This is a genomic window from Ruegeria sp. CF3 (assembly GCF_056537365.1).
The window spans coordinates 91,496-111,469 of the sequence record NZ_JBQFRK010000002.1; the positions used below are offsets into that span (position 1 = coordinate 91,496).

The 19,974-nt window shown below is 57.3% G+C and carries 21 protein-coding genes; 8 read left to right on the plus strand and 13 right to left on the minus strand.

All coding sequences use genetic code 11. From position 1 onward, the window contains the following. Positions 1-4 precede the first annotated feature (4 nt). Together ACR0KC_RS08160 and ACR0KC_RS08165 are read right to left on the minus strand one after the other, a co-directional pair. Positions 5-457: a GAF domain-containing protein gene (locus ACR0KC_RS08160; protein WP_480567892.1), complete on the minus strand. Its 453-nt coding sequence runs from the start codon at positions 455-457 to the stop codon at positions 5-7. Positions 458-531: 74 nt separating this feature from the next. Continuing rightward, positions 532-1,704, minus strand: a complete 1,173-nt coding sequence (locus ACR0KC_RS08165; protein ID WP_480705838.1) for a thiolase family protein — start codon at positions 1,702-1,704, stop codon at positions 532-534. Between the two features lie 101 nt (positions 1,705-1,805). Between ACR0KC_RS08165 and ACR0KC_RS08170 the strand changes: the two genes are divergently transcribed. From ACR0KC_RS08170 to ACR0KC_RS08180, 3 genes are all read left to right on the plus strand, one after another. Then, positions 1,806-2,144 (plus strand): STAS domain-containing protein, encoded by a 339-nt coding sequence (locus ACR0KC_RS08170; protein ID WP_480590898.1) that lies wholly within the window; start codon positions 1,806-1,808, stop codon positions 2,142-2,144. Between the two features lie 55 nt (positions 2,145-2,199). Beyond that, positions 2,200-2,616, plus strand: a complete 417-nt coding sequence (locus tag ACR0KC_RS08175) for an ATP-binding protein (protein ID WP_370644320.1) — start codon at positions 2,200-2,202, stop codon at positions 2,614-2,616. 212 nt (positions 2,617-2,828) lie between these two features. Further along, entirely contained in the window at positions 2,829-4,406 is a 1,578-nt protein-coding gene (locus ACR0KC_RS08180) for a gamma-glutamyltransferase family protein (RefSeq protein ID WP_480771699.1), read from the plus strand. A gap of 24 nt (positions 4,407-4,430) precedes the next feature. Here ACR0KC_RS08180 and hspQ read toward each other — a convergent pair whose 3' ends face one another. Then, entirely contained in the window at positions 4,431-4,757 is a 327-nt protein-coding gene (gene hspQ / locus ACR0KC_RS08185) for a heat shock protein HspQ (RefSeq protein ID WP_170398818.1), read from the minus strand. 80 nt (positions 4,758-4,837) lie between these two features. Between hspQ and ACR0KC_RS08190 the strand changes: the two genes are divergently transcribed. Together ACR0KC_RS08190 and ACR0KC_RS08195 are read left to right on the plus strand one after the other, a co-directional pair. Next, positions 4,838-5,719, plus strand: coding sequence for an AEC family transporter (locus ACR0KC_RS08190; RefSeq protein ID WP_170611299.1), 882 nt, complete (start codon positions 4,838-4,840; stop codon positions 5,717-5,719). A gap of 60 nt (positions 5,720-5,779) precedes the next feature. Then, the gene (locus ACR0KC_RS08195) at positions 5,780-6,361 is read left to right on the plus strand and encodes a transglycosylase SLT domain-containing protein (protein ID WP_170425842.1); all 582 of its coding nucleotides are present in this window, start codon (positions 5,780-5,782) and stop codon (positions 6,359-6,361) included. 15 nt (positions 6,362-6,376) lie between these two features. Here ACR0KC_RS08195 and ACR0KC_RS08200 read toward each other — a convergent pair whose 3' ends face one another. From ACR0KC_RS08200 to ACR0KC_RS08215, 4 genes are all read right to left on the minus strand, one after another. After that, positions 6,377-6,973, minus strand: a complete 597-nt coding sequence (locus tag ACR0KC_RS08200; protein ID WP_170398828.1) for a LolA family protein — start codon at positions 6,971-6,973, stop codon at positions 6,377-6,379. 39 nt (positions 6,974-7,012) lie between these two features. Further along, positions 7,013-9,931, minus strand: coding sequence for a DNA translocase FtsK (locus ACR0KC_RS08205; RefSeq protein ID WP_170663233.1), 2,919 nt, complete (start codon positions 9,929-9,931; stop codon positions 7,013-7,015). A gap of 14 nt (positions 9,932-9,945) precedes the next feature. After that, complete coding sequence (locus ACR0KC_RS08210) at positions 9,946-11,127, minus strand: aminotransferase class I/II-fold pyridoxal phosphate-dependent enzyme (RefSeq protein WP_170663235.1); 1,182 nt, start codon at positions 11,125-11,127, stop codon at positions 9,946-9,948. Positions 11,128-11,235: 108 nt separating this feature from the next. Further along, positions 11,236-12,564 (minus strand): amidase, encoded by a 1,329-nt coding sequence (locus tag ACR0KC_RS08215; protein WP_480705846.1) that lies wholly within the window; start codon positions 12,562-12,564, stop codon positions 11,236-11,238. Positions 12,565-12,616: 52 nt separating this feature from the next. Here ACR0KC_RS08215 and ACR0KC_RS08220 point away from each other — a divergent pair, with 52 nt between their 5' ends. Continuing rightward, entirely contained in the window at positions 12,617-13,879 is a 1,263-nt protein-coding gene (locus tag ACR0KC_RS08220; protein WP_480771700.1) for an FAD-dependent monooxygenase, read from the plus strand. On the opposite strand, the gene ACR0KC_RS08225 is transcribed toward ACR0KC_RS08220, so the two are convergent. From ACR0KC_RS08225 to ACR0KC_RS08245, 5 genes are all read right to left on the minus strand, one after another. Further along, entirely contained in the window at positions 13,876-14,061 is a 186-nt protein-coding gene (locus ACR0KC_RS08225) for a Trm112 family protein (RefSeq protein ID WP_170398842.1), read from the minus strand. The genes ACR0KC_RS08220 and ACR0KC_RS08225 overlap by 4 nt on opposite strands. After that, positions 14,058-14,699 (minus strand): LON peptidase substrate-binding domain-containing protein, encoded by a 642-nt coding sequence (locus tag ACR0KC_RS08230; protein ID WP_170398861.1) that lies wholly within the window; start codon positions 14,697-14,699, stop codon positions 14,058-14,060. The genes ACR0KC_RS08225 and ACR0KC_RS08230 overlap by 4 nt, the downstream gene beginning before the upstream one ends. A gap of 27 nt (positions 14,700-14,726) precedes the next feature. Further along, positions 14,727-15,644: a thioredoxin family protein gene (locus tag ACR0KC_RS08235; RefSeq protein WP_170398864.1), complete on the minus strand. Its 918-nt coding sequence runs from the start codon at positions 15,642-15,644 to the stop codon at positions 14,727-14,729. An 87-nt stretch (positions 15,645-15,731) separates the two neighbouring features. Beyond that, a complete protein-coding gene (locus tag ACR0KC_RS08240) occupies positions 15,732-16,520 on the minus strand; it encodes an exodeoxyribonuclease III (RefSeq protein WP_480705851.1) in 789 nt (262 codons plus the stop codon). A 318-nt stretch (positions 16,521-16,838) separates the two neighbouring features. After that, the gene (locus tag ACR0KC_RS08245; protein WP_170398869.1) at positions 16,839-17,525 is read right to left on the minus strand and encodes a response regulator transcription factor; all 687 of its coding nucleotides are present in this window, start codon (positions 17,523-17,525) and stop codon (positions 16,839-16,841) included. 161 nt (positions 17,526-17,686) lie between these two features. Between ACR0KC_RS08245 and ribA the strand changes: the two genes are divergently transcribed. Together ribA and ACR0KC_RS08255 are read left to right on the plus strand one after the other, a co-directional pair. Further along, positions 17,687-18,781 (plus strand): GTP cyclohydrolase II, encoded by a 1,095-nt coding sequence (gene ribA, locus ACR0KC_RS08250; protein ID WP_480705853.1) that lies wholly within the window; start codon positions 17,687-17,689, stop codon positions 18,779-18,781. Next, positions 18,778-19,278 (plus strand): L,D-transpeptidase family protein, encoded by a 501-nt coding sequence (locus ACR0KC_RS08255; RefSeq protein WP_480705855.1) that lies wholly within the window; start codon positions 18,778-18,780, stop codon positions 19,276-19,278. The genes ribA and ACR0KC_RS08255 overlap by 4 nt, the downstream gene beginning before the upstream one ends. Here the strand turns inward: ACR0KC_RS08255 and ACR0KC_RS08260 are convergent. After that, on the minus strand, positions 19,262-19,921 hold the full coding sequence (locus tag ACR0KC_RS08260) for a YggS family pyridoxal phosphate-dependent enzyme (RefSeq protein ID WP_480771701.1): 660 nt from the start codon (positions 19,919-19,921) through the stop codon (positions 19,262-19,264). The genes ACR0KC_RS08255 and ACR0KC_RS08260 overlap by 17 nt on opposite strands. Between the last annotated feature and the right edge of the window lie 53 nt (positions 19,922-19,974).

Consider the following 19,974-nt stretch of genomic DNA (forward strand, 5'->3'; position numbering starts at 1 on the left):
CCCTCTAACGCGCAAATACATCCGTTAGAATAGCACCAAGTGCGGTCGCATCATCTTTGGTAAACGCGTCGGGCTGGTCGCTGTCGATATCAAAGACAGCGATCACGTTACCATTCGCATCCCGCACCGGTAGAACCAACTCGGACCGAGTGGATGACGCACAAGCGATATGGCCGGGGAAAGCATCTACATCCGAAACCAATTGCACTTGCCCTGAACGGGCAGCCGCACCACACACACCGCGTTCAAAAGGGATTACTAGGCAGCCATGCCCCCCCTGATAAGGCCCGATCTTTAGCACTTCGGGCTCAGTTACGCGGTAAAATCCCGTCCAGTCGAATCGGTCGTCCGAGTGATGCACTTCGCATGCCACCGTAGCCATCAATGCAACCTCGTCGGTTTCACCGTCGGTCAAGGCGGCTATGGTTTTGGCGAGTGTGTCGTAGTCGGCTTTCATGTTGGTAGACCTTGCATCCGGGGAACTGCGGGCGCTGCCGCCAATTCCCCGAGTATTTGCAAAAAGACAAAGCGTCAAACGCGTTCTATTGCGATGGCCGTCCCTTCTCCGCCGCCAATGCAGATTGCAGCGACACCGCGCTTGAGATTTCGCTTTTCCAGCGCATTGAGCAGCGTGACCATAATCCGAGCCCCCGAGGCACCTATCGGGTGGCCAAGCGCACATGCGCCGCCATTCACATTCACGATCTCACGGGACAAGCCCATTTCGTGCATGAAGGCCATCGGTACCACGGCGAAGGCTTCGTTAACCTCCCACAAATCGACATCCTCTTTTTTCCAACCGATACGGTCCAACAATTTCTGCGCTGCCGGAACCGGAGCAGTTGTGAACAGCCCCGGTGCCTGCGCGTGACTGGCGTGGCCAAGAATTCGTGCGCGCACGGTCAGGCCCTGCTGTTCTGCCGCCTCTGCCGAGGCAAGCACAAGGGCGGCTGCGCCATCCGAGATCGAAGAAGAATTGGCCGCCGTTACCGTTCCATCCTTGCGAAAGGCTGGTTTCAGTGTGGGTATCTTCTCGGGCCGCGCCGATTTTGGTTGCTCATCCGCGTCCAGCACAACCTCGCCTTTACGAGTCTGAATCTTGACCTGTGTAATTTCCTGGTCGAACGCATTATTTTCCTGCGCGGACAGCGCGTTCGAAAGCGATCGCAGGGCGTATTCGTCCTGCGCCTCGCGCGTGAACTGATAGGATTCTGCACAGTCCTCGGCAAATGTGCCCATAAGCCGACCTTTGTCATAGGCATCCTCGAGTCCGTCTAGAAACATGTGATCGACAACCTGCCCATGTCCGATCCGGGCACCGCCGCGCATCTTGGGCAGCAGATAGGGCGCGTTGGTCATGCTCTCCATCCCGCCAGCGACCATGGTCTGAGTATGGCCCAAAGCGATCTGATCAAACGCGATCATTGCGGCCTTCATGCCTGAGCCACACATTTTGTTGAGCGTTGTGGCAGGTACATCTTCCCCCAGACCGGCGGCAAACCCAGCCTGACGCGCCGGAGCCTGTCCCTGGCCGGCAGGCAGAACGCAGCCCATCAGCACCTCATCCACAGCCCGAGTGCCCGCACCCTCCAGCGCTGCGCGGATAGCAGCACCGCCCAGATCAGCAGCGGCGACGCCGTCAAACATGCCCTGAAAGCCGCCCATTGGTGTACGCGCGGCACCTGCTATCACAACCTCGTTCATCCGAAATCTCCTTGAACTTTCCAGCCTATGGATACCGAATGGTAAGAATTACCGTCTAGCGTATTTCTACCATCATTTTGCATTGCCAAAGGCGGACGAACATGGGGCTCAGCAGCGAGATCACCGGCGAGACACAGATAATATCCGTTCATTGTGATCGAATTGATGCCGCGATGGCGATTCAATTCAAGGAAGATATGCGCGCGGAAACCCAAACCCCTGCCAAACGGGTGGTGTTGGATTTGTCTTCTGTCGAATTCATCGACTCCAGCGGTCTGGGCGCCATTGTCGCCTCGATGAAACAATTGGAAAAAGGGCGCAGATTGGATCTGGCCGGCTTGCGCCCGATCGTTGAAAAAGTGTTCCGCCTGACCCGCATGGACACCGTGTTCAGACTGTTCAAATCGCTGGATGAGGCGATCGGCGCAGGTGCAGACTGACGACCGGCAGAGGTGGAACAGCGTGTGCTCGAATTGCAAACAAAACTGCCTGGAGGTGAGCTTTCCCGCGACACAAGTGCAGGCCAGCGCAGGGATCGCGGCATTGAGCGCACGGCTGGCGGCGCAGGGATTGCCGGAAAGCAAAGCAGATGACGTAAGAATCGCGCTGACGGAAGCGATCAACAACGTGGTCGAACATGCCTATGCCGGGGTGGCCGCCGCTGACGTTCAAATCGATTGCTCATTATGTGCAAAGAAGCTGGTGATTCAGATCACCGATACCGGCGACCCGATGCCTGAATTGCGGATACCGAGCGGCACTCCACCATCTGTCGACACTGCTTTGCAGGACCTGCCCGAGGGCGGCTTTGGCTGGCACCTGATTCATCAACTTGCCAGCGACATACAATATGAACGCAAAAGCGGCGGGAACCTGCTCTGCTTGCGGTTCGACTTTGACGAGATGCCCTAGCAGGCATCAAATGGCCACAATAAGGCCTAGATCGAACCATTGTCGCGCCGCAAACAAAGGTCATAAGTAAGGGGTAGCTCAGATAGCTTCCCTCGGCGCCTAGCGTCACAGCCCCCACCCAGTGAGCGGCGCCGAGGACCTCCTTCCTCTGATAGCATTGGACAATTCACAGCTGCGGCTTAGTGTCTGCGTGTTTGCAGAAGGAAAGACCCATGCGCGATTTTCACAAGACAGGCCGTTCTGAAGTTTTGGCAACCGAAGGGATGTGCGCAACGTCCCATCCGTTGGCCGCCAAAATCGCGCTGGATATTCTGCAGCAGGACGGCAATGCCATGGACGCAGCCATTGCAGGCGCGGTGCTTCTGGGAATTTGCGAGCCGCAAATGACCGGCTTGGGCGGAGATTGCTTTGTTCTGTACAATCGCGCAGGCGAGCAGACTGTTCGCGCACTAAACGGTTCGGGTCGGGCCGCGGCAGCAGCGGATGCACAGGCATTGCGGGATCGCGGTTCAAATTCGGTTCCCGAGACCAGCCCGGATGCCGTGACAATTCCCGGAGCGGTTGAGGCATTCTGCCGTCTAGCAAAAACCGAAGGTCGGCTGGGCCTGGAAGCAATCCTGCAACCCGCAATCCATTATGCCGAGTCAGGTGTTCCGGTGGCTCCTCGCGTTGCCTTTGATTGGATGAACAGCGCATCCACCCTGCAAGGCGCGGCCCGTGATCATTACCTGATTGACGGCAAACCCCTGCAAACCGGGCAGGTTTTTCGCGCACCCGGTCAGGCAGAAGTTCTTCGGCGCGTGGCCCAACACGGTCAAAAGGCATTTTATTCTGGCGAGATTGCCGATGACATGCTTGCGGCCCTGTCCGATCTGGGTGGAGTACAGACTGCGCAGGATTTCGCGGCCGTGCAAAGCGATGAAACTGTGCCCGTCAGCGGAGATTATGGCGGTGTCGAACTGGTCGAGCACCCACCGAATGGTCAGGGCGCGACGGCAATCCTGTTGCTGAATATCTTGAAGCACTTCGATCTGGCCGCAATGGACCCTTGGGGGGCTGAACGCGTACATATCGAAGCCGAGGCCAGCAAACTGGCCTACGACGCACGCAATCGTTTCATCGCCGATCCCGACCACAGCACGCGGATGGCTCATTTTCTTGCACCTGAGACAGCCGCCCAACTTGCCGCGCTAATCAATCCGAAACGCGCCATGGCTGCCGCCGCTCCGCTGACCGAGTCTGTTCACAAAGACACCGTCTATATCACCGTGGTTGACCGGGATCGCATGGCGGTTTCACTGATCTATTCGATCTACCACGGGTTCGGGTCGGGCATCGCTTCGGAAAAGTTCGGCATTTTGCTGCAGAATCGGGGGGCGGGTTTCAACCTCGAACCCGGTCATCCAAATGAGCTTGCCGGTGGAAAGCGACCAATGCACACAATCATACCGGGAATGTTGCGCGCCCAAGGCCCCATCGCGATGCCCTTTGGTGTCATGGGAGGTGCCTATCAACCAACCGGACACGCGCGGTTAGTGTCAAATCTCACGGATTTCGACATAGAGCTGCAGGAAGCCATCGATGCGCCTCGGGCATTTGCAGATGGGGGCGTTCTGAAAATTGAGCGAGGCTATTCCGATGCCGTTCTGCAACAATTATCCGATATGGGGCACACTGTCCAAATACCGGAAACGTCTCTGGGTGGTGCGCAAGCCATTCGAATCTGTTCAAACGGAGTTCTGGAAGGTGCTAGCGATCCCCGTAAAGATGGTTGCGCATTAGGCTACTGACACACGCCATTATGACGGACATATTCAGTTCAACTGAAAGTGCAGCGGATAAGATCCATCCTGAAACGGGCCGAACATGTTGGGGATATCGGGATGGTCTACCGGCTCACCCGATTGGTCCTCAACCAGATTTTGTTCTGAAACATAAGCGACATAGAAGGATTGATCATTCTCAGCCAGCAAATGATAGAACGGCTGGTCCTTCAGCGGGCGACTATCTTCGGGTATGGCCTGATACCATTCCTCCGAGTTCGAGAATTCCGGATCGACATCAAAAATAACCCCTCGAAAAGGGTGTCTACGGTGTCGAACCACCTGTCCCAGGCGGTACTTGGCTTGTGTCTTTAGCATTGTTTCGGCCCCCAAAGCATTTAGTACATCTTTTCGGGCAGAAAAGCCAACCAATGAGCTGAAATTCGGGGAAACAGTCTGTGAACCTACTCCTAACAGTGTTCGAAATCGTTGCCCCGGTGTTCCTTCTGGCCGGGATCGGGTTTGCGTGGGTCAAGCTTGGGTTCGAGTATCGGTTACAATTTGTCACGAGGTTTGCGGTGACGCTTGCAGTGCCCAGCCTGATCTTCGTAGCTTTGATGCAAACCGACATTCCTGGAGGTGAATTGACCGTTTTCACGCTCGCTGCGATTGCATCACATGTTGCTTTGGCGGTGGTTTTCTGGGTCTTTGTACGTGCCTCAGGGCTTGAGCAGCGGACCTATCTGTCACCTCTTATCTTCGGTAACACTGGGAATCTGGGCCTGCCTTTGTGCATCTTTGCCTTTGGGCAGGCTGGGTTGGGTTTCGCGGTGATCTTTTTGGCCGTTACCGCTCTGTTTTCTTTTACCTACGGTATCTATCTGGTCGCGGGGCGCGGCGCCTTTGGCAAGGTTCTGCGCGAGCCCATGGTCTGGGCCACGCTGCTGGGGGCATTGTTTCTGTGGCGTGGATGGCAGACGCCACTGTTTCTAACCAACACGCTGGAACTGTTGGGCCAGATGGCGGTGCCTATGATGCTGATCACCCTTGGGGTCGCGATTGCACGCCTGACAACACAGAAGCTGCAACAGGCTATATGGTTGTCCTTGCTGAAACTCGCGGTGTGCTTCGGGTTGGGCTGGGTTCTTGCCATCAGTTTTGAACTGGGCCCTGTGGCTTTCGGAGTTTTAGTTTTGCAGATGTGTACCCCAGTCGCTGTCACCTCATACCTGCTGGCAGAGCGGTTTGAGGCGGATTCAGATGCGGTTGCAGGCATGGTCATGGTCTCGACCGTGCTATCGGTTGCCGCACTGCCTATAATTCTCGCTATTATTCTGTAACGATTGTGATTTCCTCAGAGCTCAATCTGCGCTAGAATAAAGAAAAAAGGCACGAGGCACATGAGCAGAATTCTTTTCGTACTCTTCGGGGTGCTGCTTTTGGCATCCTGTGGTGGCGGGTCCAAACAGCCACCAAGCAGACTGAATGACGCGTGCAGCATTGCGCGCGAAAAACCCGATTATATCAAGGCTTTCAAAAGCACCGAGCGCAAATGGGGTGTCCCCGTTCACGTTCAGATGGCCACGATTTACCAAGAAAGCCGTTATCGCGCAGATGCGCGCACACCGCACAAATACGTGCTGGGCGTCATCCCGATGGGTCGCCAAAGCAGTGCTTACGGCTATGGTCAGGCACTTGATGGCACGTGGGAGCAGTATCAACGCGAAACCGGCAAACGCCGCGCCAAGCGGGATCGCATCCGTGATGCGTCAGATTTCATTGGCTGGTACATGAACAAAAGCTATGAGCGGAACGGGATTCATCCCACCGACGCGCGTAACCAATACCTAGCCTATCACGAAGGGCAAACCGGCTACGCGCGCGGCAGCTACAACAGCAAATCTTGGCTGTTGAACGTTGCGAATGATGTAGACGCCCGAGCGCAACTGTATCAGGCGCAGCTGGCGAACTGCCGTTACTAAACAAACCCAGTCAGGTCAGCGATCGTCTGACCTGATACGGGTTTTGCTTGAAAACACGCTGGAATCGAGATTTCCGCCTTCAGTCAACGGCCCCAGCAGTACGGTCGTTTGACTTCCAGCGTTATCGTGGATCACCCATTTGCGCAGCTCAACCGGATTGGATGTGAACATTAACTCGATCCGCCCGCTTTCCGGGTTCTTGGGGTCCTGAGCCGTCACAACCGTAGCGGTCCCGTCAAAATCGTGCCCAACGACCATATTGGCTTGCCCCAGATTGACATTCCGCGCCAACACCAGTGACAGCGGTGTGCGTTTCAGCGGGTACTGTTCGGGCGGCTGATTGGATTTCGGGTCAAAGATCTGCACCGTCCCCGACCGCGCCAAAACTACCGCGCTGTTGGGCGGATCATATTCGAACCGCATTTTTCCGGGCCGCTCGAGCCACAGCTTACCGGTGCTAAGCGATCCGTCATCATTCACCTGCGTGAATGTGGTCTGAACCGTCTTCATCTGGTTCAGGTAGTTAGAGATTTGCGACAGTGGCAGCTTTTCAGCCGCCCACGCGGCGGGCGCAGCCAGTGTCAGAGCAAGAGCAAAAGCAATCTGTTTCATAGGACCCAGATAGGCGTTCTGCCCTTGTTATTAAATATCTTACTGCTCGGGGACGAGGATTTCGCGTTTTCCAACGTGATTTGCCCCGGAAACAACGCCTTCGTCCTCCATCTGCTCAACAAGCCGCGCAGCTTTGTTGTAGCCAATGGCAAGTTTTCGCTGAATGTAGGACGTCGAGCATTTGCGATCTTTGATCACAATCGCCACTGCCTGATCGTAAAGGGCGTCTTCTCCGTTCGTGTTGCCACCCGTGTTCAGGCCCAGAACAGCGTCGATATTGTCAGCCTTTTCCTCGGCCGGGCCATCGACCACGCCGCTCATGTAGGCCGGCGGACCGAACTGTTTCAGGTGGTTGACGATTTCTTCGACCTCTTCATCCGAGACAAACGGACCGTGACAACGGGTGATCTTCGCCCCGCCCGCCATATACAGCATGTCGCCCTGCCCCAGAAGTTGTTCGGCACCCATCTCGCCCAAAATGGTGCGACTGTCGACTTTCGAAGTCACCTGGAACGAAATCCGGGTCGGGAAGTTCGCCTTGATCGTCCCGGTGATCACATCAACAGAGGGGCGCTGAGTGGCCATGATCAGGTGAATGCCCGAAGCCCGCGCCATCTGCGCCAGACGCTGGATGCAGGCCTCGATCTCCTTGCCCGCGACCATCATCAGGTCGGCCATTTCGTCGACGATCACAACGATATAAGGCATTGCTTCGGGCGCGAATTCTTCGGTCTCGAACATTGGCTCGCCGGTTTCATCGTCAAAGCCGGTCTGGACCGTGCGGCTGAACATCTCGCCCTTGGACAGCGCATCCTTCACGCGGCCATTGTAGCCCGCGATATTGCGCACGCCCATTTTGGACATTTTGCGATAGCGATCCTCCATCTCGCCCACGACCCATTTCAGGGCCACAACCGCCTTTTTCGGGTCGGTCACAACGGGCGAGAGCAGGTGCGGGATACCGTCATAGACCGACAGTTCCAACATCTTGGGGTCGATCATGATCAGGCGGCACTCATCCGGCGTTAGCTTATAAAGCAGCGACAGGATCATCGTATTGATTGCCACCGACTTACCGGAACCAGTCGTACCAGCGATCAAGAGGTGAGGCATTTTTGCCAAGTTCGCCACCACGGACTCACCGCCGATATCCTTGCCCAACGCCAAGGGCAGCGCATGATTACCATCGCCGAAATCGCGACTGGCGAGGATTTCGCGCAGCACCACCATCTCACGGTTTTCATTGGGCAGTTCAATGCCAATAACCGAGCGCCCCGGTAGAGTTGAAACCCGCGCGGACAAAGCCGACATTGAGCGCGCGATATCGTCGGCCAAACCGATCACACGGCTGGCTTTTAAACCCGGTGCAGGCTCCAATTCGTACATGGTCACAACCGGACCGGGGCGGACGCTGACGATCTCACCCTTGACGCCGTAGTCATCCAGCACGTTTTCCAGCATCCGCGCATTTTCCTCGAGCGCCTCATCGCTTAGGTGATGGCGTTGGATGCTTGCAGGGTTGGACAGAAGGCCCAGCGGTGGCAGTTCGAAATCAGAATGCCGTTCCTCGAAAGAAAGTGTCGGCTGTGCTTCGGCTTGCGCCCTGCGCGAAGGTGGAGGAGTGCGTCGGACCGGTTGAGCTACTACAGGTTTACGCGGCTCAGCGACAGGAATCTTGACAGCCTGTCTCGCTTGGAGCGCGGGTTCGGAGGCATCATCAAACACGGCCTCATCATCATAGTCCGGTTCGGAAACATAGTCCTGCTGCATCCAATTATCAGCCTCGGAGTCAGCCGCCAGCGTCTCAACATCAGATCCTGCTGTCAGCGGTGGTTCGGGTGGCAAACCTGCAGAGGTCATCGGGGGTTCGGGCGGCAACTCGTCTGCCGCGCCAGAGTTCAAAATCAACGGGTCCGGTCCCCTGCCCCGCCCTTTGGTCAATGGCAAGTTGGGATCGGGTTCGGGCGTTAGCACACCAGCGGCCACTTTACGATTGCGCACAGCGGCGGATATCTTGGACCTGATGCGATCCTCACCCGGCATGTCGTAATACCCTTCGACCGCAACGTTTTCGACCAACTCAGGCTCGGGCATTGGGTCAGGACGACGGATCAGGGAAGGCATTCGAGCCAGAAGGCCTGTCTTGGCGACAGGTTCCTGCGCTTCAATCTCAGGGTCTTCAAAGACCGGATCAGCGTAGGCCAGGTCGTCGTCAAAATCCGCCTGAACCGGAACTGCACGTTCGGCCTTGCGCTCGGCCCATTGGGCCTTCCGGTCCCGTGCTGCCCGCGCTGTCGCCGATGCCCCGCGTCCCAGCGCGTTCATCAACAGATCATAGGCCATGACCAGTCCCAACAGAAACGCCCGGAAGCCATTGCGAACGTCCGCTTTGCCGAAACCCAACACAAATACACCCAGAGCCAGCATACCGACCGCCATCGCCAGCGACATCAGCTTGACCAGGAAATGCGATGAGATCGGCAACAACGTCAAAATCGCGCCCATCACTGTATCGCCGAATAGACCGCCCAAGCCATAGCTGTGCGTCGCCCGCCATTCCGCACCCGGTACCAGAGTCGCTGCATAGACAGCCAGAACGGCGATCCAGATCGGCGCAAAAATCAGGCGGGCAATGGCACGGTCTTCACCTAAATGACCCGCAAAGCGCACACCCCATGTGATCAGAACGAGTGCAACGCCCAGGCTGCCCCAGCCTACGATCATAAACAACGGTGCGGCGATTGAGGCCCCGACGCGCCCCATCCAGTTTTGCACAGGCGCATCGGTCGAAACCATCCAGTTTGGATCATCGGGCGTATAGGACCAGATCATCGCTGCAGCGGCCAACCCCAACAGGATCAAAGCGATCCCGATCAGTTCTTTGCTACGCCGTTCAATGGCGGCTTGCGTGTTGCTGTCCAGCAGCGGGTCACGGTTTCGCGCGTTATATGATGCCATTTTGCCCTCGTACCTCACGAATAGATGCAGTCGCGGAGTGTAATCAGCCCGCGCTTCATCTCTGTTTTTGGGGCCACCATCGCGACCCGGATAAATTGCTCGCCCGGGTTTTGCCCCGGATCACCTTGAGAAAGATATGCACCCGGCAGAACCCGTACGCCGGTTTCCTGCCAAAGCTTCAATGCGGTTTCTTCGCCGTTTTCGACGGGTAGCCACAGGAAGAACCCGGCCTCGGGCGGCATGTAGCCCTGTACGCCTGCAAAAACCTCATCCGCGACGGCGTATTTCTCCTGATACAGCGCGCGGTTTTCCTGCACATGCGCTTCATCCGCCCAAACCTTGACGGCGGCGGCCTGCAGCGGGGCGGGCAAAGGGGCACCCGCATAGCTGCGCAACAGTTTGACACGGCTGATTGTTTCAGGTCCACCTGCGATCAGCCCCGACCGCAGCCCGGCCAAGTTCGACCGCTTGGATAGAGAGTTGAACAGCGTGACACGTTCGGGGTCAGCACCCAGTTCCTGCGCAACGGTCAGCGCGCCAACCGGCGCGGCGTCGCGGTAGATTTCGGAATAGCATTCATCGGCAAAGATGCGGAAATCGTACTTTTCAGCCAATTGAATCAGCTCAACCCAGTAATCGCGCGAGGCGACCGCCCCCTGAGGGTTCGCGGGCGAGCAGATATAGGCTACAGCAGTACGGTTCAGAACCTCTTCGGGCAGGCCTGCATAGTCTGGCAAATGACCAGTGGCAGCGGTTGCCGGCACGAAATATGGCTGCGCACCGACCGAAATCGAGGCAACCATGTAGACCTGATAGAAGGGGTTCGGGCACAGAATGATCGGTTGCTGCCCGTTTTTCTGCTCGGGGCAGAGCGCCATTGCAGCGTTATAAAGACCCTCGCGCGTACCGTTCAGTGCCATCACATTGGCATCTGCATCCATCGACACACCATAGCGGCGGTTGATCCAACCCGTGATCGCTGCGCGCAATTCAGGTGAGCCTTCGTTCGGGGGATAGCCCTGAAACCCGGCGGCGTTTTCCATGATCACGTCGGTCACCCAAGATGGGAAATCATGCTTGGGCTCGCCAATGGTCATGTGAACGACTTCACCACCCGGCTGATGATGATCCAACAGGGCGCGTAGACGCGGAAATGCGTATTCCGGTAGGTTCGAAAACCGCTCGGGGAAATTCATGATACTGCCTCAATTTCGGGGTCATTTTGCGCCCCGTTTTATGGCAGATTACAGATCGACCCGGGCTTCGTCCAGACAAAGAGGTGCCGAATCAGGGGATTGTGGCATTCAGGTCAAAGCCCTTTCGGCTGCTGAGCCGAGCCGTAACAAGGCCTCTTCCGACCCCGGATAGCCCAACATCATCAGCCCGCAACCGGGTGTTCCCGTGGGCAAAGTCAGTGCCGCAAGCCCCATCAGATTGCCGATCCGGGTGTTGCGGAGAGCCAAGAGATTTTCGGTAACATAGTAGTCATGATCATTCATCAACCGGTCGAGATTGGGCGGTAGGATCGGGGCCGTCGGCGCAAGCACGGCGTCAAAGCCCGCAGTGGCCGCATCCCAAGCCTGTCGACAAGCGGTTAGTTTCGACCAAGCAGCCACGTAATCGGGGCCGGAATAGGCCTTGCCCATTCGGAACCGTTCAAGGATTTCGGGATACATCGCCTCGGGGTTCGCTTCTATCACATCTCGCCACAAGCCGTAGGCTTCGGTTGTATAGAGCACACCCGACAGGCTCATCGCTTCGTTCAGCTCAGGCACGTCAAGCGGAACGATCTCGGCCCCGGCCTCTTTCAGGCGCGCCAGCGCCTCATCATAGGCGTTGGCTGGAGCTTCGCGCAGATCGTCCTTGGCGACGTTCTGTAAATCAGCAAAGCGGCGACCGCTCAATGACGCCCCGCGCAGATCAGCCGGGGCGGTGCCCTCAAGCGCGGCAAGCATATGTGCGGCGTCCTCAACTGATCGCGCCAGCGGCCCAACGGTATCGAATTTCAGACACAGCGGCACGACGCCCTCAAGGCTAACGCGCCCCGCCGTGGTTTTCAGCCCCACCAGATCGTTCCAGGCCGAGGGAATCCGCACCGATCCACCCGTGTCCGAGCCAACGCCGCCTGCAGCAAGCCCCCAAGCCACCGAAGCTCCTGCACCTGAAGATGAGCCGCCCGGCACTGCGTCTTCGTCATTCACGCATGGAGGCGTAGCCGTCACAGGGTTTAGACCCAAACCCGAGAACGCCAATTCGCTCATATGCGTTTTACCCAGACAGACCGTACCCATCGCGGTCGCGTTCCGCACCACCTGCGCATCGGATTCGGGCACGCGGCCTTCCAACAGGGCTGAACCGGCCTCGGTCCCTACGCCTGCCGTGTCAAACAGGTCTTTCCAGCTGATCGGGACGCCATCCAACAAAGACCGACGCAGGCCAAGCTTTGCCCGCTCTTGCGCCGCAAGGGCCTCGGCGCGGGCGCGATCGTGGGTCACCCAGGCATAGATCCGATCGCGATGTGGATGGGCGTCAATCGCGCTTAGATAAGTTTCTGTCAGTTCAACCGGATCGATCTGCCCCATTCCGATACCACGGCCCAAATCACATGCCGTCATGGTCAGCCAGTCTTGCATCCGGTCCCCTCCCGAGTAATTCCGTGATCGGACGGTAGCGACAGGACCGCACATGGACAATCCCGAAAGGGCGCGCATATTGCAGCACATGGAACACAGATCCGATATCCTGATCGTTGGTGGTGGCCTGAACGGCCCTGCCCTTGCGCTGGCGCTGGCCCAGACCGGGCATTCAGTCACGGTTGTTGACGCTCTGGCAGAGAAAGTGCGCAAGAATGCGGCCTTCGACGGGCGCGCCTATGCGCTTGCATTGGCGTCGCAACGTCTGCTCGACGCGATAGGCGTTTGGAAAAAGGTGGAAAAGCACGCCCAGCCTATGCTGGAGATCAAGGTAACGGATGGTCATGCCGGTGCCGGACCTTCCCCGTTCTTTATGCATTTCGACCATGCCGAGATCGAAGAAGGCCCGATGGGCTATATGGTCGAAGATCGCCACCTGCGGCGGGCTTTTCTGGAGGCCATGACCGAACAAGACGGGATTACCGAAATCAGCGGCAAAACGGTCGTGTCTCAGGACATCTCGGCAAACGGGGCAACGCTGACGCTGGATGACGGGGCCACCTTGTCCGGCAGCCTACTGGTGGGTTGCGATGGCCGCCGCAGCGGCACCGCTATGCGCGCCGGAATCAAACGAACCGGCTGGGACTATGGCCAGACCGCTCTGGTCTGCGCCATTGAACACGAGCTACCGCATCACGGTATCGCCCATCAGTTCTTCATGCCCCCCGGCCCGTTGGCGATTCTGCCGCTGACCGGGAACCGCAGTTCCATCGTCTGGAGCGAACGCACTGAGACGTCCGCGCAGATCAATGCGCTGCCCGAGGCAGATTACCTACAAGTTCTGCGCCCGCGCTTTGGCGATTTCCTGGGGGATATCCGCCTGCAGGGTGACCGGTTCACATACCCGTTGAACCTGACCATCGCCAATTCCTTCATCTCGGACCGGTTGGCTTTGGTCGGAGACGCCGCCCATGGCATGCACCCCATCGCCGGGCAAGGCCTGAACGCAGGTCTGCGTGATGTCGGTGCATTGGCCGAGGTTCTGACCCTTGCGGGACGACGTGGCGAGGATATCGGATCAACGCTTGTGCTGGAGCGCTATCAGGAGTGGCGCCGGTTCGACACCGCCTCGCTTGCGATGGCGACTGATGTGTTCAACAAGCTGTTTTCGAACGACAATCCCCTGCTCCGCATAGGTCGGGATATTGGAATGGGTATTGTCGGGTCGCTGCCCGGACTGCGCCGAGGCTTTGTGCGCGAAGCGGCAGGTTTGACCGGCGATCTACCTAAGCTGCTGCAGGGACACCCGATCTAGTCCAGCTCTCGGGCCTCATCCACTAGCATCACTGGAATACCGTTGCGGATTGGAAAGGCCAGAGCGGCGGCTTTTGACACCAGCTCTTGCCGTTCGGCATCATAGTGCAGCGTCGTGTGGGTCTGCGGACAAATCAACGCCTCAAGCATATGGCGGTCAAAGGCGTGTTCGGTATCGCTCATTGCAGTTTTTCCTCATTCGATCCGCCGCGCATGGCGAATTCAATCAATGTCACCAATGTCTCGCGCCGGGTGCGCAAGCAGGGGGCCTCAAGCAGGGCTTGCTTTTCCTCGGGGTCAAACTCTAGCATCATCGACAGGGAATTGACCAAAAGCTCATCATCGGCATCTTTCATTGTGTCCCAATCGGTGGACAACTGACGGGACGAAAAAAACCGTTCCAACAGCCGCAGGAACCTGTTCCGATCAAAACCGTCATCCACCTCGGCCTTGCCCAGATCACGGTCAAACCCGTCCCAGGACACCGAAACCCGGCGATACGGGGTGAAACTGTCCAACTCTGATTTGACCCTGAACCGAGAGATTCCCGTCAGCGTAATCAGATACCTGCCATCTTCGGTCTCGGAAAACTGGGTGACCCGTCCAGCGCAGCCGATCTGGTGCAGCTTGGTTTCGTCGCCCTGACAGGTATTCGGTTGCACCATCCCGATCAGGCGTTCTTGCGTTTTCAGCGCGTCGTCCAGCATCTGTAGGTAGCGCGGCTCAAAAATATGCAGCGGCAGGCGAGACCGTGGCAGCAGCAGCGCTCCGGGCAAAGGGAAAACGGATACCGTTTCCGGCAAATCGGCAGGATGCATCATGTACCCGAGTTTAGTTCTGATCGGGGATTAGGCAAATATCATCGAGCTGAGCTTGCGCCGCCCGTTCAGAACAATCGGGTCATTGGGCTTGAGCGCATCGAAAATTGTGAAGAGCTGCGCCTTTGCCGCCCCATCATTCCACTCGCGATCGCGGCGGAACAATTCCAACAGTTGAGCCACTGCCTCTTCGACATCGCCATTGGCATGCAGGGCCTGCGCCAGATCGAAACGGGCTTGATGGTTGTCTGGCTCGGCCTCAACTGTTGCAGTCAACTCACCTACCGGACCAGCATCTGCAGCCTGCTTGGCCAATTCCAGTTGCGCATGGGCCGCTTCAACCTCGGGTGAAGTGGAAATCTCGGCAGGAGCGCCATTGAGGATCGCCTCAGCCTGATCCAGATCCCCCGATGCAATATGCGCGCGCACCAACCCGCCATAAGCGGCAGCGTGATTGGGGTCTTCACCCAGTATGGCGGCAAAAGTCTGTGCCGCGTCTACAGCGGCCCCCTCGGTCAACATTTCTTCGGCAGCTTGCACAGCATCATCTAGTTGACCACCCGGGCTTTCACCGCCCGCGGCTTCGATCACACGATCTATGAAGGCCTTGATCTCGGACCCTGGCAAAGCGCCCTGAAACCCGTCGATCGGTTGGCCTTTGTGAAATGCATAGACCATCGGAATCGACTGGATGCGCAGTTGTCCTGCAATCATCTGCGCTTCGTCCACGTTGATCTTGACCATCTTGACCGCACCCTTGGCAGCGGTCACGGCCTCTTCCAACGCCGGGCCCAGCGTTTTGCAGGGGCCGCACCAAGGCGCCCAGAAGTCAACGATGATCGGCGTCTCTTGTGAGGCTTCGACCACATCGGCCATGAAGGTGGCCTCGGTCCCGTCTTTAATCAGATCAGTGGCTTGGGGGCTGCCTGCGCCGTTCAGAAGGTCCATGGCTTATACTCTCTGGTTCGAACTTGCGCCCTATATGCAGTCCAATGCGGCAGAAACCAAGGGGAGAGTTCGGCGAATTTGCTTCGGTCAGACGTCAAACGTGGCGAATACCGGGGCGTGATCACTGGGTTTATCCCATCCGCGCGCGTCGCGCAGAATGCGGCTGGAATGACCCGCGTTCGAGATATCGGGCGTAGCCCAGACATGATCCAGCCTGCGTCCCTTGTCGGCGGCATCCCAATCTCGTGCCCGATAAGACCACCAGCTGTATAGCTGGCCCTCGGGAATATCCTGCCGGGTGATATCGACCCAGCCACCTGCATCCTGAGTCTCGGCCAGCGTTTCAACCTCGATCGGCGTATGTGAGACCACCTTCAGCAACTGCTTGTGCGACCAGACATCATCTTCGCGGGGCGCAATATTCAGATCGCCTACCAGAATGGACTTTTTCGGCTTTTCCGCACGGAACCAATCGCGCATGTCAGCGAGGTAATCCAGCTTTTGGCCAAACTTTTCGTTCACTTCGCGATCCGGCACATCGCCCCCGGCGGGGACATAGAAATTATGAATGGTCACGCCATTCTCCAACCGCCCCGCAATGTGTCGCGCATGACCCAGAGCCGCGAAATCCTTATCCCCTACTTCCTTAAGCGGAAGGCGCGACAGGATGGCAACGCCGTTATACCCCTTCTGGCCCCGCGCAATCATATGCGTATAGCCCAGCTCGGCGAACCCTTCGGTCGGGATTTTGTCGACCGGCGATTTGCATTCCTGTAGACACAGCACATCCGGCGCCTCTTCCTGCAGCAATTTCAGAACGATAGGCTCGCGCAGGCGGACCGAATTGATGTTCCATGTGGCAAGGGTGAAGGGCATATCCGGGGGTTCCTTTGTCGAAGTTGCCGCAGGTTAGCGCGGCGCCAAGCGAGGTGCCATCGAAAAACAAAGCAATGTTGCCTGACCCGGCGGTTACGGAAACTTGCAAAGTTTCCGGTCCGATTTCATTGAATGAAATCGGATGCCCGGTGCCGATATCGCCCTGCACGATACAGTTGCACCCTACGAAAAAAGCCGGGCCATCAGGCCCGGCAGTCCAACAGGGAGGTGCATGTCATAACCCGGACATGCGCGGGTTGGGAGTAATCTAAAGATACCTAAAGAGTATCACTTTGATCCAAGTCAATCCACCATTAGTCAAGCAACAAGGCGATATCCGCCCGATTCTGTGACCAAAAGGCGTGCATTCGACGGGTCGGGTTCAATCTTCTGACGCAGACGATAGATATGGGTTTCAAGGGTGTGTGTTGTAACGCCCGCGTTGTAACCCCAGACTTCGTGCAACAGAACATCACGTGCAACGACGCCGTCAGTTGATCGATAGAGGAACTTGAGAATGTTAGTCTCTTTCTCGGTCAGGCGGATCTTGCGATCATCTTCAGTCATCAGCATCTTCATGGCCGGTTTGAAGGTGTAGGGCCCCAGAACAAAGACCGCATCCTCGGATTGTTCATGCTGGCGCAGTTGGGCCCGAATCCGGGCCAGAAGAACCGGAAATTTAAAAGGCTTGCTGACATAATCATTTGCGCCAGCATCAAGACCCAGGATCGTGTCAGCATCGCTGTCGTGCCCGGTCAGCATCAGCACCGGGCTTTTGACGCCCTGCTTGCGCATCAGGCGACACAGCTCACGGCCATCGGTATCCGGCAGGCCGACATCCAGAATCACCAGATCGTATATTGCTTCGCGCGCGCGTTCCATTGCCGACGCGCCATCGGACGCCTCGAACACGTCAAAGTCTTCGGTCATGACAAGTTGCTCGCTGAGCGCTTCGCGCAGGTCTTCGTCGTCATCCACCAGCAGGATTTTCTTGAGCTGAGCCATGTACGGTCCTCCTAAGTCTTTTCCATCACTTGCGTATGAAGAATGCAATCAGCAAGATTTGCTGCAGTCGTCTCACGCCCTCGTGTCTGACGCCGAGGAAATGTTTCACATTTTCCAGTGATCGGGGTAGGACAGGGTCTGATCGTTTCAAGGTAAACTGCATGAGTCTCACTCCCGACATCACCGAATTGCTGGCACGGGCGCGGGCTGACCTGCGTATGGGTGTTCCCGTTGTTCTGACCGACGAACTGGGATTTGGAGTACTCGCATTCGCCACCGAGTCCCTGAGCCCGCAAAGGTTGGCCGATTTGCGCGGCTTGGGCGGGGATCCCGTTGTCGCCATCACGGTTCGGCGCGCTGAAACACTTAAAGCGCGTGCATATGACGGCGATCTTGCTCGCGTCATGATCCCGGCGGATGCTGGGCTGAGCTGGGTGCAGGCGGTGGCCGACCCGTCCGATGATCTGAACGCCCCGATGAAGGGCCCGCTGATGACCGAACGGCAAGGCAGCGCAAATCTGCACCGGATCGCTATTGCGTTGGCCAAGTCGGCGCACTTGCTTCCGGCCGCCGTCGTCGCCCCTATTCAAGACGGGCGCGAATTTGCGGCAGATCATGGTCTGACCTGCATTGACCATGCCCGGGCCGCGCCACATCTGACAGATCGCAGTGCTCTGCACCCTGTCGTCGCCGCACGCCTGCCGATGGAAGTGTCGGAGGCCGGGCGCCTGCATGTATTCCGCCCCGAAGATGGTGGAGAGGAACACTATGCGGTTGAAATCGGTCGCCCTGACCGCGACAAGCCCGTCCTCGCGCGGCTGCATTCGGCCTGTTTCACGGGCGATCTCATGGGCAGCCTGAAATGTGACTGTGGCCCGCAACTGCGCGGGGCCTTGGCCCAGATGGGGGACGAGGGTGCGGGCGTCCTGCTCTATCTGAATCAGGAAGGGCGTGGGATCGGGCTTGCCAACAAGATGCGCGCCTATTTTCTTCAGGATCAGGGATTTGACACAGTCGAGGCCAATCACCGGCTTGGATTCGAAGACGATGAACGGGATTTCAGGCTCGGCTCGGATATCCTGAAATCGCTAGGCTTCAATTCGGTCCGTCTACTGACCAACAACCCTGCAAAAATCGCGATGATGGAACGCACAGGTATCGCCGTCACCGAACGTGTTCCGTTGAAAGTAGGTGAAACAGATTTCAACCGCGCGTATCTGGCGACCAAAGCGGCAAAGTCAGGCCACCTGCTGTGACACCAAGCGATCTGGTTCTTACACCACGTGGCATTCGGTTTCTCGGGCACCTGTTCCCCTGCGCTATAGGCAAAGGGGGCTTGAGCCCAACCAAGCAGGAAGGTGACGGAACAACACCAACAGGTGTGCATCACATTGTGGGTATGCTCTATCGCGCAGACCGAATGCCACGGCCGGCGCATTGGGCACGACCGATCGGACCGCGCGATTTATGGTCAGACGACGTAGAGGACGATGCGTATAACCATTTGGTGCGGGCGCCTCATGATTTCAGTCACGAGAAACTGCGTCGCCCAGATCCGCTTTATGACCTGATCTTGATAACCGATTGGAACTATCCCAATTCAGAACCCAGCCGGGGATCGGCCATCTTCCTGCATCAATGGCGACGCCCACGGTTTCCGACCGAAGGCTGCATCGCATTCAGGCGCGACCACCTACGTTGGATTGCCCAAAAAATCACGCTGGGCACACGGCTGATCATCCCTGAGGCTTAACCCGCGCCCCGAATATGGCAGACCCAATACGGACGTGTGTGGCACCCAAGGCGATTGCCGATTCAAAATCACTGCTCATTCCCATCGACAAACCCTCCAGCCCATTCCGCTCTGCGATTTTTGCCAATAACGCGAAGTGCAACGCGGGTTCTTCTTCAACCGGTGGAATGCACATCAAACCTCGGACGGGCAGGTCATGGCTGCGGCACTCAGCAATGAACGCATCAGCATCTTGTGGAAGAGTACCGGCTTTCTGATCCTCTTCGCCTGTGTTGATCTGTATAAAAAGATCCGGGCACTTACCCATCTCTTGCGCCAATCGTGCCAATGTTTTGGCGAGCTTTGGTCGATCAACTGAATGGATGGCATTGCAAAGCTCAATCGCCTGCCGTGCCTTGTTTGTTTGCAATGGACCGATCAGATGCAGATCGATGTCCGGAAAACTCTCGCGAAATGCAGGCCATTTGCCAGCGGCTTCCTGCACACGGTTTTCTCCGAAACACCGGTGGCCCTGCTTCAACACGGCTTCGACCCGGTCATTAGGTTGCACCTTGGAAACCGCGATTAATTGCACCGAGCCTTCGGCGCGTCCTGCCGCAGATTCAGCTATGGCTATTCGATCGGTGATTTCTTGCAGCGACATGGGTCCCTCATTCTGCGTTTGCAGCAGCAAAACACCATGTGGCGGCAAAAGAA

Excerpts from the sequence above, each read along its gene's own strand:
- ACR0KC_RS08160 (WP_480567892.1), bottom strand. The coding sequence starts at position 457 with ATGAAAGCCGACTACGACACACTCGCCAAAACCATAGCCGCCTTGACC.
- ACR0KC_RS08165 (WP_480705838.1), bottom strand. The coding sequence starts at position 1,704 with ATGAACGAGGTTGTGATAGCAGGTGCCGCGCGTACACCAATGGGCGGC.
- ACR0KC_RS08170 (WP_480590898.1), top strand. The coding sequence starts at position 1,806 with ATGGGGCTCAGCAGCGAGATCACCGGCGAGACACAGATAATATCCGTT.
- ACR0KC_RS08180 (WP_480771699.1), top strand. The coding sequence starts at position 2,829 with ATGCGCGATTTTCACAAGACAGGCCGTTCTGAAGTTTTGGCAACCGAA.
- hspQ (WP_170398818.1), bottom strand. The coding sequence starts at position 4,757 with ATGCTAAAGACACAAGCCAAGTACCGCCTGGGACAGGTGGTTCGACAC.
- ACR0KC_RS08195 (WP_170425842.1), top strand. The coding sequence starts at position 5,780 with ATGAGCAGAATTCTTTTCGTACTCTTCGGGGTGCTGCTTTTGGCATCC.
- ACR0KC_RS08200 (WP_170398828.1), bottom strand. The coding sequence starts at position 6,973 with ATGAAACAGATTGCTTTTGCTCTTGCTCTGACACTGGCTGCGCCCGCC.
- ACR0KC_RS08205 (WP_170663233.1), bottom strand. The coding sequence starts at position 9,931 with ATGGCATCATATAACGCGCGAAACCGTGACCCGCTGCTGGACAGCAAC.
- ACR0KC_RS08210 (WP_170663235.1), bottom strand. The coding sequence starts at position 11,127 with ATGAATTTCCCCGAGCGGTTTTCGAACCTACCGGAATACGCATTTCCG.
- ACR0KC_RS08215 (WP_480705846.1), bottom strand. The coding sequence starts at position 12,564 with ATGCAAGACTGGCTGACCATGACGGCATGTGATTTGGGCCGTGGTATC.
- ACR0KC_RS08220 (WP_480771700.1), top strand. The coding sequence starts at position 12,617 with ATGGACAATCCCGAAAGGGCGCGCATATTGCAGCACATGGAACACAGA.
- ACR0KC_RS08225 (WP_170398842.1), bottom strand. The coding sequence starts at position 14,061 with ATGAGCGATACCGAACACGCCTTTGACCGCCATATGCTTGAGGCGTTG.
- ACR0KC_RS08230 (WP_170398861.1), bottom strand. The coding sequence starts at position 14,699 with ATGATGCATCCTGCCGATTTGCCGGAAACGGTATCCGTTTTCCCTTTG.
- ACR0KC_RS08235 (WP_170398864.1), bottom strand. The coding sequence starts at position 15,644 with ATGGACCTTCTGAACGGCGCAGGCAGCCCCCAAGCCACTGATCTGATT.
- ACR0KC_RS08240 (WP_480705851.1), bottom strand. The coding sequence starts at position 16,520 with ATGCCCTTCACCCTTGCCACATGGAACATCAATTCGGTCCGCCTGCGC.
- ACR0KC_RS08245 (WP_170398869.1), bottom strand. The coding sequence starts at position 17,525 with ATGGCTCAGCTCAAGAAAATCCTGCTGGTGGATGACGACGAAGACCTG.
- ribA (WP_480705853.1), top strand. The coding sequence starts at position 17,687 with ATGAGTCTCACTCCCGACATCACCGAATTGCTGGCACGGGCGCGGGCT.
- ACR0KC_RS08260 (WP_480771701.1), bottom strand. The coding sequence starts at position 19,921 with ATGTCGCTGCAAGAAATCACCGATCGAATAGCCATAGCTGAATCTGCG.